The sequence below is a fragment of the Mucilaginibacter aquaedulcis genome (genome assembly GCF_030409325.1).
Classification (GTDB): domain Bacteria; phylum Bacteroidota; class Bacteroidia; order Sphingobacteriales; family Sphingobacteriaceae; genus Mucilaginibacter; species Mucilaginibacter aquaedulcis.
In genome coordinates this window covers 1689086-1702055 of sequence record NZ_JAUFPR010000002.1, presented here as the reverse complement: position 1 = coordinate 1702055, position 12970 = coordinate 1689086, and the positions used below count along the sequence as shown (strand labels likewise).

At 46.6% G+C, this 12970-nt stretch carries 12 protein-coding genes and 1 tRNA gene; 5 read left to right on the top strand and 8 right to left on the bottom strand.

Features of this window, described 5'->3' with window-relative positions:
* The 3 genes from QWZ01_RS11400 to QWZ01_RS11390 all read right to left on the bottom strand — a co-directional run bounded on the left by QWZ01_RS11400 (position 1) and on the right by QWZ01_RS11390 (position 2598).
* Positions 1–1179, bottom strand: a complete 1179-nt coding sequence (locus QWZ01_RS11400; protein ID WP_290323452.1) for an acetyl-CoA C-acyltransferase — start codon at positions 1177–1179, stop codon at positions 1–3.
* A 370-nt stretch (positions 1180–1549) separates the two neighbouring features.
* A complete protein-coding gene (locus QWZ01_RS11395) occupies positions 1550–1720 on the bottom strand; it encodes a type II toxin-antitoxin system antitoxin (protein ID WP_290323451.1) in 171 nt (56 codons plus the stop codon).
* A gap of 20 nt (positions 1721–1740) precedes the next feature.
* Complete coding sequence (locus QWZ01_RS11390; protein ID WP_290323450.1) at positions 1741–2598, bottom strand: SPFH domain-containing protein; 858 nt, start codon at positions 2596–2598, stop codon at positions 1741–1743.
* Positions 2599–2711: 113 nt separating this feature from the next.
* Here QWZ01_RS11390 and QWZ01_RS11385 point away from each other — a divergent pair, with 113 nt between their 5' ends.
* The 4 genes from QWZ01_RS11385 to QWZ01_RS11370 all read left to right on the top strand — a co-directional run bounded on the left by QWZ01_RS11385 (position 2712) and on the right by QWZ01_RS11370 (position 7120).
* The gene (locus tag QWZ01_RS11385; protein WP_290323449.1) at positions 2712–4778 is read left to right on the top strand and encodes an HD family phosphohydrolase; all 2067 of its coding nucleotides are present in this window, start codon (positions 2712–2714) and stop codon (positions 4776–4778) included.
* An 81-nt stretch (positions 4779–4859) separates the two neighbouring features.
* A tRNA-Ser gene (locus QWZ01_RS11380) sits at positions 4860–4946 on the top strand.
* A gap of 249 nt (positions 4947–5195) precedes the next feature.
* The gene (locus tag QWZ01_RS11375) at positions 5196–6497 is read left to right on the top strand and encodes a site-specific integrase (RefSeq protein WP_290323447.1); all 1302 of its coding nucleotides are present in this window, start codon (positions 5196–5198) and stop codon (positions 6495–6497) included.
* Positions 6498–6580: 83 nt separating this feature from the next.
* Positions 6581–7120: an ORF6N domain-containing protein gene (locus QWZ01_RS11370; RefSeq protein ID WP_290323446.1), complete on the top strand. Its 540-nt coding sequence runs from the start codon at positions 6581–6583 to the stop codon at positions 7118–7120.
* Between the two features lie 396 nt (positions 7121–7516).
* On the opposite strand, the gene QWZ01_RS11365 is transcribed toward QWZ01_RS11370, so the two are convergent.
* Positions 7517–7834: a helix-turn-helix domain-containing protein gene (locus QWZ01_RS11365; RefSeq protein ID WP_353959398.1), complete on the bottom strand. Its 318-nt coding sequence runs from the start codon at positions 7832–7834 to the stop codon at positions 7517–7519.
* Positions 7835–8031: 197 nt separating this feature from the next.
* Here QWZ01_RS11365 and QWZ01_RS11360 point away from each other — a divergent pair, with 197 nt between their 5' ends.
* Positions 8032–8190, top strand: a complete 159-nt coding sequence (locus QWZ01_RS11360; RefSeq protein WP_290323445.1) for a hypothetical protein — start codon at positions 8032–8034, stop codon at positions 8188–8190.
* On the opposite strand, the gene QWZ01_RS11355 is transcribed toward QWZ01_RS11360, so the two are convergent.
* From QWZ01_RS11355 to traJ, 4 genes are read right to left on the bottom strand one after another with little or no spacing between them, the layout of a single operon-like run.
* On the bottom strand, positions 8183–10042 hold the full coding sequence (locus QWZ01_RS11355) for a hypothetical protein (RefSeq protein ID WP_290323444.1): 1860 nt from the start codon (positions 10040–10042) through the stop codon (positions 8183–8185). The two genes, QWZ01_RS11360 and QWZ01_RS11355, sit on opposite strands and share 8 nt — an antisense overlap.
* A gap of 10 nt (positions 10043–10052) precedes the next feature.
* Positions 10053–11174: a conjugative transposon protein TraM gene (traM, locus tag QWZ01_RS11350; RefSeq protein WP_290323442.1), complete on the bottom strand. Its 1122-nt coding sequence runs from the start codon at positions 11172–11174 to the stop codon at positions 10053–10055.
* An 11-nt stretch (positions 11175–11185) separates the two neighbouring features.
* Positions 11186–11791 carry a conjugative transposon protein TraK gene (gene traK / locus QWZ01_RS11345; RefSeq protein WP_290323441.1) on the bottom strand — a complete coding sequence of 202 codons (606 nt, stop codon included), beginning with the start codon at positions 11789–11791 and terminating at the stop codon, positions 11186–11188.
* A 16-nt stretch (positions 11792–11807) separates the two neighbouring features.
* Positions 11808–12938, bottom strand: a complete 1131-nt coding sequence (gene traJ / locus QWZ01_RS11340) for a conjugative transposon protein TraJ (protein WP_290323440.1) — start codon at positions 12936–12938, stop codon at positions 11808–11810.
* Between the last annotated feature and the right edge of the window lie 32 nt (positions 12939–12970).

Here is a 12970-nt window from a genome sequence, read left to right as displayed (position 1 = left end):
TTAACGTAAATTTTCAATAACCATTGCGCTGGCACCGCCACCACCGTTACAAATACCTGCCGCGCCATATTTGGCGTTATTTTGCTGTAAAACATGCAGCAACGTAACAATGATGCGTGCACCTGATGCACCCAGCGGATGGCCAACAGCTACAGCGCCGCCATTTACGTTAACTTTGGCCGGGTCAAGCTTTAATATTTGGTTGTTAGCTATCGCTACTACCGAAAAAGCCTCATTGATCTCAAAAAAATCGATCTGATCTGCCGTTAGGCCGGCTCTGTGCAGTGCCAGTGGGATAGCTTTCGATGGTGCGGTGGTAAACCACTCCGGTGCTTGCTGTGCATCGGCATGGGCTACAATGCGTGCCAGAGGCTTAATACCCAATTCGTCGGCTTTTTCGCGGCTCATGAGTACCAGGGCAGCCGCGCCGTCATTAAGGGTAGAGGCATTGGCCGCGGTTACGGTGCCATCTTTTTTAAATACCGGTTTTAATGAAGGTATTTTCTCGAATTTTACAGTCTTAGGTTCTTCGTCCTCGGCAAGCAAGGCAATCTCACCTTTTTTATCTTTCAGTTCAACCGGGGTGATCTCATCCATGAATTTACCCTCTTTTTGGGCTTTTTGAGCCCTTTGGTATGATTCAATGGCGTAAGCATCCTGATCTTCACGGCTGATGTTGCAATCAGTAGCACAAAGCTCAGCCGCCGAACCCATGTGGTAATCGTTATAAACATCCCACAGGCCATCTTTTACCAGTCCATCAATGACCTGGCCGTTACCCAAACGGTAGCCATTACGGGCTTTGTCCAGGTAATAGGGTACACTGCTCATGTTTTCCATGCCGCCGGCAACCACAATATCATTTTGGCCTATGGCAATGCTTTGGGCAGCAAGCATAATAGCCTTCATGCCCGATGCGCATACCTTATTAACGGTAGTAGCAGGTAAATAGGGCAGACCCGCGAATATGGCCGCCTGGGTAGCAGGTGCCTGGCCCAAATTGGCCGACATCACATTGCCCATATAAACTTCCTGTATCTGATCGGGTTTAAGTCCTGATTTTTCAATTGCCGATTTTATAGCTATAGCCCCCAGCTGGGTTGCGCTAATGCCGGCTAAACTTCCTCCAAAATTGCCTATTGGCGTGCGTGTGGCTGCTACTATTACTACTTCTTTCATGTGTCCCTCATTAAAGTTGGTGGGGCAAATTTAGTATTTTTGGTTAAACGAAAAAGCTATGCATGCATAATAATTTATTGACTGCAAATGACAACAGCTTTTTCTATTACCAAAACTTTTTAAAATAAAATTTTAACACTTTTTCGCTCAGTTTAGCATTAAAAATGCCAGTAAATCCATTAAAAACATTCGTTTTAACACTTTTTGATCTGCTTTTTGCCACTTATTTTTACTTTAAAAAGTATTAAGTGCTTGATTGTTATTGCTTTGTTTGTTTTTGATGTGTTTGTATTGTTTTGCCACCTTAACAAAACAGCCCGGTTTTCTGGATAATTGAAAACCGGGCCGCTGCCTATCAAAAATACGAAATTTAGCCCGCATCTTTTTTCTTTTTGCTCCCTTTTTTACGACCAAGTAAAGCCTGCTGCAGCAGATATTCTATCTGGCCGTTGGTGCTCCGGAACTCCTCGGCTGCCCAGGTTTCTATCTCTTTCAGTACATCGGGGTTAATGCGTAATATAAATGCTTTTTTCTCGGCCATATTGTTTATTGCCTGTGTTATTAATGGTAAAGGGTGCCGGTATTTACCACGGGGTTAACTGCCTTATCGCCGCAAAGTACCACCAGCAGGTTGCTTACCATGGCGGCTTTGCGTTCTTCATCAAGTTCCACAATGTTTTTTTCTGATAATTTATTCAGGGCCATTTCAACCATGCCCACGGCGCCCTCAACAATAAGTCTGCGCGCAGCTATGATAGCCGATGCCTGTTGAACTTGCAGCATGGAGTGCGCTATTTCAGGCGCGTAGGCCAGGTGTGATATCCGCGCCTCCAGCACTTCAATACCCGCGCGCGACAGGCGCTCGTTCAATTCCTTCTCCAGCATTTCGCTTACCTGTTCGGCACCGCCGCGCAGGGTGATGTTGGCGCTTTCATCCTCCAGGTTATCATAAGGGAACGAGTTGGCCAGGTGCCTTACCGCAGCCTCGCTTTGTATGTTTACATATTGTATATAATTCTCAACCGCAAATACGGCGCTGGCCGTATCTTTTATTTGCCATACAATTACAGCTGCAATTTCAATAGGGTTGCCAATACTATCGTTCACTTTTAACTGCTGACCATTAAGGTTAAAGGCCCTTAATGATACTTTTCTTTTTTGGGTAAACGGGTTTACCCAAAAAAAGCCGTCCTTTTTTACAGTACCGGTGTACTTACCAAAAAGCGTAAGCACTTTTGATTCGTTAGGATTTACTATGATGAGGCCGGGTAATAAAAAAATAACATCTATAAAAAGCACAATGCTCCCGGCCGGTTCCTGGCCTGCCCAAAAGCACAGGCCCGCTACCGCTGCCAAAATCAGAAATAAAGCAAACACTGTAAAACCAGATGGCGGATTGATGATTTTTTCGGATTCCATGATAAAGGTGATTTTAAATTGATATCATAAAGATATCAAAACCAAATTGATATAAACAAGAAAAACTGCATATAACAGAAACTTATATTATTTTTGGCTGGTTAATTAATTAAATGGCAAAACTATCTTCTTCGCGCCAAAAGGCCTTATTGCGCAAATACGCCCGCAACGTTAAGTTTTTAATGATGCTGATAAGCATTTGCCTCATTGTGTTTTTTTTACCCAAGCAGGCAAAATTTAGTTATGAGTACGAAAAAGGACGTATCTGGAACCAGAAAGACCTGGTATCGCCCTATAATTTCGCCATACTAAAAACCGCTCAGGAAAATAAAACTGATCAAAAAGCAGCCAAAGAAAGTATTACACCTATTTATCAGTTGGATGCCTCGGTTGAAAATCAACAGGTAGAAGGTTTTAAGAACGATATTGAAATAAAGTGGCACAACGCCGGTATAAATGATAAACTTAAACCAAAGTATGTTGCCACCGGTACCGATCTGCTCATCGAGATCTATGAAACCGGTATTTTAAAGCTCAATGCGCAGTATCAGCTCAATTCAGAAAATTACCCCATCACCGTTTTAAACAAGAATATAGCTGCCGAAAAAAATACGAACGAACTGTTTACCCGCGAAAAAGCCCTGGCTTATTGCGATAAGATACTCACCAAACATACCGATCTGGATAAGGCCTTTTTGCTTGACTTGCTGCAAAACAGGCTGCAAACTAATTTAAGCTATGACAATAACCTAACCTCAAGGCTGGTGAACGAGGTGGTTGACGGATTATCACTCACCCGTGGTATGGTTCAAAAAGGGGAAGTGATAGTTTATAAAGGTTCGGTTATTAATGATGATGTATACCAAAAGCTTGAATCTTATAAACAAGCTTTTGAGGATAATGCGCGTACCAACGGCAACCGTAAACTGGTACTGCTTGGCCAGTTTTTACTGGTAGCCATTGCCATATCGTTGCTGATGATATTCCTGTACCTTTTCCGCAAGGATATTTATGCCGATAACCGGTTGGTAGGTTTGATATTGCTGGTAATAACCGCTATGTTAGCCACCCTGTCGCTGGCTATTAAGCTGCAGTTGCCCAACTTATATTATATACCTTACTGCATAGTACCTATCATTATCCGCATATTGTTTGATACCAGGCTGGCACTTGATATTCATTTGCTGGTGGTATTAATAGCAGGCTTTTTTGTGCCTAACAGCTTTGAGTTTGCTTATTACGAGATCACCGCGGGTATGGTATCTATTTATAGCATTAAAAACCTGATCAAACGCGAGCAATTCCTGATTTCGGCACTTATTATAACGTTTAACTATTTTGTGGCCTTTTTGGGTATTACGTTTATACGTGAGGGCACTTTCCTGGATATTGACTGGATGGATTTTCTGCCATTTGTTGTTAGCGTGCTGCTTACCTTACTGGCTTACCCGCTTATTTACCTGTTTGAAAAAATATTTGCCATTACCTCAGATATTACACTTATTGAGCTTACCAATACCAACGCGCCTTTACTGCGCGAACTGGCCTTTAACGCGCCCGGTACCTTCCAGCACTCGCTGCAGGTAGCCAACCTGGCCGAGAACGCCATATACACCATTGGAGGCAACGCCCTGCTGGTTAGGGCAGGGGCGCTGTACCATGATATTGGTAAAATGGAGAACCCGCTGTTTTTTATCGAGAACCAAAGCTCGGGCTTTAACCCGCATGATAAACTGCCTTACGAGGAAAGCGCCCAAATCATCATCAGGCACGTAAGCCGGGGTATTGAGATGGCCCGCAAGGCCAACCTGCCCGAAATTGTGATTGACTTTATACGCACTCACCATGGCAATACCCGGGTCGACTATTTTTACCAGTCGTCGTTGAAGAATTTTCCTGAAAAATTCATCAATGAGAACATTTTCCGCTATCCCGGACCCATTCCTTTCTCGAAAGAAGCGGGTGTTTTGATGCTTGCCGACTCGGTTGAGGCCGCATCGCGCTCATTAAAGGAACCCGATGAGGAATCGATAAGCATTTTGGTTGACCGCATAGTGAAATATAAGCTTGATCAGAACCAGCTGAAAGACAGTAATATAACTTTAAAAGATATTGAAACCATTAAAACTATTTTCAAAAGAATGCTCATGAGCATTTACCATGTGCGAATAGATTATTAAAAATGTAACTTTTTTTTTGACGGTATGGTTGAATTACTATATTTGCAATCCCGAAAAACGGGGAACGTTTTTAAAAAAGATGGTGAGGTGCCTGAGAGGCCGAAAGGATCAGTTTGCTAAACTGACGTACGGGAAACTGTACCGAGGGTTCGAATCCCTCCCTCACCGCTGATCATATCGTCAAAAACAAACAAAAGCCTGTAAATGAATAGTTTACAGGCTTTTTTATTTTGGTCATTTACCCAAAAAACACCAAAAATGCGCATAAGTTCGTGGCAAAATCGTGGCAAAAAAAAAATTTACGAAATTGCCACGAATTGTTGCTTAACTTATTGATTATTAAGTTGTTCATGAGGTGAACATCTTGACTTCCTGTAGCTGTATTTCGACATTTACTTACTTATAATCGTGGCAATTATGTTGGAAAAAAGCTTTGGTTTGCTGTATTTTCTCAAAAATTCGGGAAACGAACCTAAAAAATTCATTTATTTACGCATCACCGTGGATGGACATCCGGTGGAACTATCGACAAAAAAACAATGGTGGGACAACCGTTGGGACCAGGAAAAGGGCAGGGCCAGCGGCGTTAAGGAGGATGCACGTGAAGTGAACTTCTTTTTGGATACACTCGAAAACAAGGTATTCAAGGCTCGTCAAAAGCTGATCGAAGAGGAAGAAATCATCACCGCAGAAATCCTGCGCGATATGCTTGCTGGCCGGGATAGCCGCAAAATGATCCTGGAGATTTTCGCACAGCACAATGCCGACATGAAAGTGCTTGTAGGCAAGGACTATGCCGAGGGAACCTGCGAATGTTTTGCGACTACCTATGAACACACGAAGTCCTTTATCATCTGGGCATTCAATGCAGAGGACTTGAGTGTCCGAAAACTTAATCATGCCTTTATAGAACGCTTCGCCCTATGGTTAAAGACCGAACGCAATTGCGGCCATAATACCACGATGAAATACCTGGCGAATTTTAAGAAAATCGTACTGCTTTGTGTGAAAAACAGGTGGCTGCCGGCAGATCCCTTTCCCGATTTTGAATTAAGCAGAAAGGAGGTAATCAGGCACCCATTGAACCAATGGGAATTGGATAAGATTTCCGCGAGGCGTTTTACCAATGAACGCTTACGTATCGTACGGGATATATTTGTGTTCAGTTGCTATACGGGATTGGCATACGCGGATGTTGCTAAACTAACCCGGCAGGAGATCATCAAAGGTGTAGATGGAGAACAATGGATCGTCACTTCAAGGCAAAAAACGGATACCAGTTGTGCAATTCCACTGCTGCCCGCAGCACTTCAAATACTCGAAAGATATTCAAATCATCCGAAATGCCTGAATGCCGACAAGGTATTACCTATCCTCTCTAATCAAAAGATGAATGCCTACCTTAAGGAGGTAGCTGACTTGAGCGATATAACCAAGGTGTTAACCTTTCACCTTGCCAGACATACTTTTGCCACTACCGTCACTTTAAGCAATGGTGTGCCGATCGAAACCGTTGCAAAAATGCTGGGTCACACTACTTTACGGCAGACGCAGCACTATGCCAAAATTTTGCATGGAAAGATAAGTATGGACATGGCGCCCCTACGAAAGAAATTCAGTGCTGGTATACAAGAGCCTGAATTGGCATGCGCTGACGTTATTACGGAACCGGTTAAACAGGCTTCCACGTCAGCGAAATATAATTATGTCCTGGTGTGATGATACACCATTGTTAGTGGAGACAAAACGCTGCCACCGTGGAATTAAGATCAAAAAATCAGTTAATTAAAGATAAGATAATCATGAAAGATCAGTTAATGCCTGACGAGGTTGTTACAAGTAAAATTTATTTGATACGCGGAAAAAAAGTTTTACTCGACAGCGATTTGGCGGAATTGTACAATACGGAAACCAAAAGATTAAAACAGCAGGTGAAACGAAATATCAACAGATTTCCAAATCACTTTATGTTTGAATTGACTAAAGAGGAAAATGAAATCTTAAGGTCACAAAATGTGACCTTAAGACATGGCGAGCATTCAAAATACCTTCCTTATGCATTTACCGAACATGGAATTCTGATGTTGTCTAACGTGCTGAAAAGTGACCGCGCTGTGGAAATAAGCATAAGAATAATAGACATCTTTGTCAGGCTAAGGGAAAATTACACGGATCAAACAGAGTTGTGGTTAGCCATTGAGAAAATCAAAGGTAAACTGGACAGCCAGGATAGGAGTATGGACATTATGTTTCGTTATCTTGATGAATTATCGGAGCGTATTCCGAACCGGCAGGAACCAGACTCAAGAAAAATGATTGGCTATAAATCCTACGAAGAATAATTCCTGGTTTCATAAAACGGGAAAACGAGCACAGATCTTTGGCCTTTTTCGTTTTAAGCCGGCATTTTAAATCTCAGTTGGTATTGGGTGCCGGATTTTTTATTCTGATTATGACCAAACTTACATAGCTCCCGGTAAAAGGATTGAAAGATGGTTCATAAATGATATAGCCGAACTCGTTTAACTGCCGTATACATTTGTGATAAGTCACAATACTGCCAATATGTGTCTGTTCCATAATTTGCCTGCGGGAAACAGCTATAGGGTTAACGAACCCATTCAACAGCCATTGATGGAACAGGCACATATAAATGCTAAAATGCCAGACACTGATCCTTTGATCTGCGGCTAAAGCGCTGACCACCTGGCTGAAAATTTTCTCGTTACGGTTACCCTTCATTTCGCGTCTGTCAGCATCTTTTGAATGTCACCGTATCGATAATAATAAGTTCCGCCGATCTTGGAATAGGCCAGTCTCCCGTTTGCCCGCAACGTCAGCAGGGTTCCTGCCGATATTTTTAGCAGCTGCCGTACCTCCGCAGCTTTAAGCCATTCTTTGACCTGCGGCTTGCTGTTGTCCAGCAAGGAACGGATATCGTTCAGCAGATCATAACGGAATTGCTGTAAATCATCTTTCGTAATTATTTCCACACTCATCACGCACACATTAAAGTTATCATCAATAATAAAACAGGCGGTAAAAGCCTTAAGCATATGTTTTATCTCCAAACCGGCTCAGCGATGCTATTGCACATCTCTTTTTAGGGCTCATCTTCTGTCTTCAGGTATATGCGACTGCGCACGTTCCTTTTAAAGGAAGGTTCATATGTAATGTATCCGAAATCATGCAGATCCCGGATACATTTATGATAGGTCGTACTCCCTGAAATCTTGGCGAGGGGCATGATCTCATGTGCGTAGGCATGCAACGGGTTGGTAAACCCGTTTGCCTGCCAATACTCCACCAGCGCGGCAAAGATGCCGATATGGGTAATGCCAATCCGCGCATCATGCGCTATCGCCCGGAAGAATCCCCTTATGGGTTCGCACCTTTCCATGCTATCAATTAGGGCGAACGCCCTGCCTGCGGCGTTGTTCCGGTTTTTGATCCGCTGCAAGCCTTTCTTTGGCTGTTTCCTTTTGCGCGTGCTGGGCTGTTGATGATTGAGCAGTATCCTGGGGCTTTGTTGCAGGTGTCTGTTCCTGCTCGATGCCGTTTTGAGTCTGCCGGTTTGCTGCCGGGGCGGGTTGCTGTTCAGCGGCACGTGCAATCGCGGCCCGTTGTATTTCCTGCGGCGTCATACCGGTTTTTTGCGTTTCGTCAAGGGCCTGTTTCTGGAGCTTGCGAACGATCAGGCTCTGTCCGTCACTGTCGTAAAAATCAAGACGGACCATACGCGGATTGGCCACCATCTTAGCAGGGATCTCCCTGCCGTCTTTCAGCACTACGACATCCACTTTATTGCCCTTTTCCAAAGCCGTGATCAGACGCTGCCTGTCATACTTTTCGTCGATCCCCTTAATCGGGTATTTTTCCACTTCTTTCTGATGGTTCCAGAACAGCGTCTTGGGCATGAAATTTCCGTAGTTGTCCGATTCTTTGAAATTCAAGATCTTCCACGCGATATAGGTTTCACCGGTTGGCTTCATTTTCGTTTCGCCATTTTCTTCCACGGGCCTCATTACCGGTTGCTCGCGGTAAGCCGCGCGTCCGTCCATCATGTTATAGCGCTCCTGGAGCGTGTAATTATACTCTTTACCTACGAAAAATGTTTGGGTCAGGTCTTCCTTGCCGGGTTGTTTCAGGGTGGTCTCAAAACGGTTGAAAAAGGTCATGTCTTTTTGGTCTCCCTTAGAAAAATGCAGTACGGAGCTGGTTTCATCCTGGCCAAACTTCCGGCTGTGGGGCAAGGTGAATTCCGCCAGGTTCTGTTCCATTTTTTCCAGTAGGGGCTTGGCGATCTCTTCACCAAAACCCAGGTAAAGCAATTGATTCTTTACATAGTCATAGCTTTGCTCATTCATGTTGTTTGAATTTTTAATGGTTAAATAATCATTGATAAAATAGGTCGGATAAAACGTTCGCTGCAGTAAGTCCGGATCAGCCGGCTCCAACTTATCGTTATAAAGGCCAAGCTTTCCCTGCTGCAGACGGGCAAAAAAATATTGAGTGATGGTCGCCGGCTCCGATACGGATTGTATGTCGTGGTAGTCGTGGCCATGCTGAAAGTTATAATTTGCTGTCACCAATGTTAATCCGGAATGGGCCAATGCGTACCCCTCCATGTCCAGTTCAAGCCGGCGGTTGTGAAACCGGCCGACCAGCAGGTAGTCGTTTCCCCTATCTGCCAGTTCGTTATAGAGCACCGCGTTGTCCATAAAGTCACGGGCTTCCCTTAGGCGACTGAAAGATTCCAGCACCTGGTGGCTGTGCCCGATCTCATAGATCTGCCCGCCGCTATGCTGGTGTTTAATGACATGGTAATCATCGATTTCTTTTAACGGATCGATCACCAGCTGCCGGGTCACGGGAAAAAAAAGGCCTTTGGTCAGGCTGGCTTCCGCGTCATCGTACGATCTGCCGGGCAACAGATACAATTTTTCCCGGGTCATCTGCCGGATTATCGCCGTGGTATGTTCACCTGGACCGGTTGCCCCGGTCGTGCCGGAACTTAAGGCAGCCAGGAGATTCGCCACCGGCATATAGCTGTGGTGTTCATGAGTAAACATTTGCGCAGCAAAGTCAAAGGCGTTATTGCCGGCATCACAGAAAATTTCAGCTTTGTATGCCGCTGCGAAAAAATGCAGGTCTTGTGCACGCAGTTCCTGATCAGGCCGGTCGTTAAATGCCACCCACGGTTCGTCCACAGCCAGGGCGCGGTTCAGTTCAGCCAATACTTGTTCGTGTTCAGTTATCGTCATCTTCCAGGGATTAGCGATTGTTCTTTACTTCGCCGTTGTCGCGCAGTAAAACCGCGTGACCGTCCTTCAGTTTACCTTTCACCCGCCTGATCTTTTTGCCGAACAGACCTTTGGCCGTATTGATCCCGGCAGTGGTCAGCTGCCCAGTCACCGATGGATCGAAACTTGTCAGATCCATCTGTTGCACACCACCGCCGGCGCCGTCACGCAGCGCGTCAGCGGTAATGGCCTCGGGTACGCTGATCCCTTCCAATCCGTCCGTTTCGTCAAACACCGTGAGGTCGACGGGGTAGAAGCTGTTACCGACGTGGATGCTTTGAATGTTGACGGTGCAGCGCTGGTTAGACAGGATGCCGATGCCATAGAGACGTTGCCCTTTGGCGAAAAGCTGACCGCCAAGCCTGACCGTATCGCTTAACTGTAAACGCACCACCGTGCCCTGTACGATCTTTTGATTGCCGTCGATCATTGCCGGGATGGCGCGAAACCTTTTAACCGCGGGGTTCATGTCGTTTTTTTCTTGGACAGGCGCCACCCGTTCCGGGTGTTGTATATCCAGTATTTTTTCCAGGAGCCCGTTCATTTGTTTCAGTTCGGGGTCTTCAGCAGCGACCGTTAGGCTGCGCCAGGACTCCGGTAAGTCGGACGGCTGTTTCCTGGAGGACGGACCGGCCGGGCTAACCTGGGGCCTGTCGATCATTTCCTGTAATTGGCTTATCCGCCTGCTGATCCTGGCCTCGTTGTCGGCGGGACTGCCGGTGCCATAATCAACCGCACCGGGAGCGGGCTGGTGAGGGAAAAAAGGACCGTCGGGGTAAGCGGCAGGCGGGTCGCCGGGACTGTCTGGCTTCGTTTGTAGATACGGGTCCGCTTTGCGCAATTGGTGTTTCCTGATGGAATCGGCACTGGCCTGATCGTAAAAGCTCATTTTATTGCCGCTTTGACGGGTGGACACCATGACTGACGGGAGTTTCATACGTAGGCCCCCGGAAGCGGAGAGTTTGGTGCCTTCGCCCTGGCCACCACCCAGCGTTACGAACAGGATGCTGACAAAGCAAAAGATCAGGAGCGGCAGAACGAGCAGGAATCTGCGGTTGCGTTGCCCCTGTAAGCTGATGTTGTTGATTTTCATGATTTTATCGGTTAGTGATTGCTCACGGTTAATACTTTGTTCTCTACCGTGTTCCAGTGTTCGATCAGGAACCCGAACAGGTTGTTATCGCTGCGGCTTACTTCCCGCAGGTCGCCTTCGGTAACCAGGCTTTGCACGACGTTGCTGGTCGAGCGGATCAGGTGCATCGTGGCATAACAGCGGAAATGATAGGGCATGACACGGGTATCGACCTGTACACTGTCCACATCGATGCGCTGGCTGATGTTGCCTGCAATGATTCCGGAATAATACCCGCTTACAGAAAGGCTGTCATACACCTTTTTAGCGGAGCCGTCAGCGAGGTAGAGCGCTTTCGACAGGTTGCGCCTGATCACCTGTTCGTCCGGGTCAAGCGTGAAGAAGGCATCGTGAAAAGCGCGCACATGACCGCGTGCCTCCATAGGCAGGTAGGTGCCCTTATCGGCCGCCAACGCCGACCAGGCCGTGTTGCCGGATAGAACGTACACCTTGCTTTGCAGCGCGACCGAGGCTTTCCTGTTCTGCCAGGCCATAAACGCGATGGTTAGAAAGGCGCAGACTACGATAACTATCGTGAAACCGCGCACATGCTGAAAGGCGGTTTCGAGGTTTTTCATTTTCCTGAACATATGGTTATTCTTTTTGAGGATTGCCGGAGAGTTTGCTTTTGTTCAAGTCCGGGCTGCTGCCCGGCTGGTTATAATTGGTTTGCCGGTGGTTTTGAATACGGTTGCCGCCGTTGAAACTTTGCATCACTGAACCGCTGAAATAGGATACCGCCATGGAAGCCAATGCACTGGTTTTGCTGAAAAGTGCATGACCTCCGACATTCATCATGTAGTTGGCGACTGCGGGCACGGTGAAATAGCCAACAATGCCGATAAGCAGGAAGATCATATAAGCGGTATTGTCGTTTGCCAGCTCCTGACCACTGAGGTTGCCATTCTGGATACCGATGATCATATTCTCCTGCACCCTGGCGATGATCGCCCCGAAGATATTAGCCACAGGCAGCCACATGAAGACGTTGATATATCGTGCCAGCCATTGTTTCAGCGTATGCTGAAAGCCGTCAAATACGCTGAGCCCGAAGCAGAGCGGCCCCAATATCGACAGCACGATCAGCTTGAAGGTGCGGATGGTGTCAAGACAGAGCGCCGCGGCCTGAAATAATACGTTGAGGACTTCGGCAATAAATTTTCTCGCCCAGTTTTTGATGCTCCAGCCGGAGAAAGCGTCCGCTATCGGGTTACCGCTGCCGGCAACGCTGGTCGTGCCGTCCGGGTGGCTATACTGATACCATTTGTCCGGATCACTGTCAGCATCGTTCGGCACGGCGTCGGCAGCATCCGGTTTGCCGCTGCTCAGCAGACGTTCGATAGCCTGGTTACTATTGGTAACCATCGCTTGCGTCGCGGTGACAACGGGCTGCAGTATGCTGTTGATCAGCCCGAGAAGATCCGGGAAAATGGCGATACAGGCGCCGATTACGAACGGCCGGAGCAAAGGGTAAATGTCTACCGTCTCCGCCGCGGCGATGTGTTTCCAGATGCGTGCGCCGATATACCACAGGGCTGCGAAGCCGGCGATTCCCCGGGCAACGCCGGTAATGCCGCTGCACAAAGGCAGCATTTGATCATACAGATGGTCGAGCACGCCCTGTAACCCATGCAGGTGATCTGCTACGCCTTCGGCATGGGAGAGTAGTGGAGCGAGCATGGCCGGGACGGTTGTCAACGCTGTTTTGAAAAGTTTATGGTTCATGTGCTATTGATTTTGTGTTGTGATTTTGTTGA

Excerpts from the sequence above, each read along its gene's own strand:
- QWZ01_RS11400 (WP_290323452.1), bottom strand. The coding sequence starts at position 1,179 with ATGAAAGAAGTAGTAATAGTAGCAGCCACACGCACGCCAATAGGCAAT.
- QWZ01_RS11395 (WP_290323451.1), bottom strand. The coding sequence starts at position 1,720 with ATGGCCGAGAAAAAAGCATTTATATTACGCATTAACCCCGATGTACTG.
- QWZ01_RS11390 (WP_290323450.1), bottom strand. The coding sequence starts at position 2,598 with ATGGAATCCGAAAAAATCATCAATCCGCCATCTGGTTTTACAGTGTTT.
- QWZ01_RS11385 (WP_290323449.1), top strand. The coding sequence starts at position 2,712 with ATGGCAAAACTATCTTCTTCGCGCCAAAAGGCCTTATTGCGCAAATAC.
- QWZ01_RS11375 (WP_290323447.1), top strand. The coding sequence starts at position 5,196 with ATGTTGGAAAAAAGCTTTGGTTTGCTGTATTTTCTCAAAAATTCGGGA.
- QWZ01_RS11370 (WP_290323446.1), top strand. The coding sequence starts at position 6,581 with ATGAAAGATCAGTTAATGCCTGACGAGGTTGTTACAAGTAAAATTTAT.
- QWZ01_RS11365 (WP_353959398.1), bottom strand. The coding sequence starts at position 7,834 with ATGCTTAAGGCTTTTACCGCCTGTTTTATTATTGATGATAACTTTAAT.
- QWZ01_RS11360 (WP_290323445.1), top strand. The coding sequence starts at position 8,032 with ATGTGCGTAGGCATGCAACGGGTTGGTAAACCCGTTTGCCTGCCAATA.
- QWZ01_RS11355 (WP_290323444.1), bottom strand. The coding sequence starts at position 10,042 with ATGACGATAACTGAACACGAACAAGTATTGGCTGAACTGAACCGCGCC.
- traM (WP_290323442.1), bottom strand. The coding sequence starts at position 11,174 with ATGAAAATCAACAACATCAGCTTACAGGGGCAACGCAACCGCAGATTC.
- traK (WP_290323441.1), bottom strand. The coding sequence starts at position 11,791 with ATGAAAAACCTCGAAACCGCCTTTCAGCATGTGCGCGGTTTCACGATA.
- traJ (WP_290323440.1), bottom strand. The coding sequence starts at position 12,938 with ATGAACCATAAACTTTTCAAAACAGCGTTGACAACCGTCCCGGCCATG.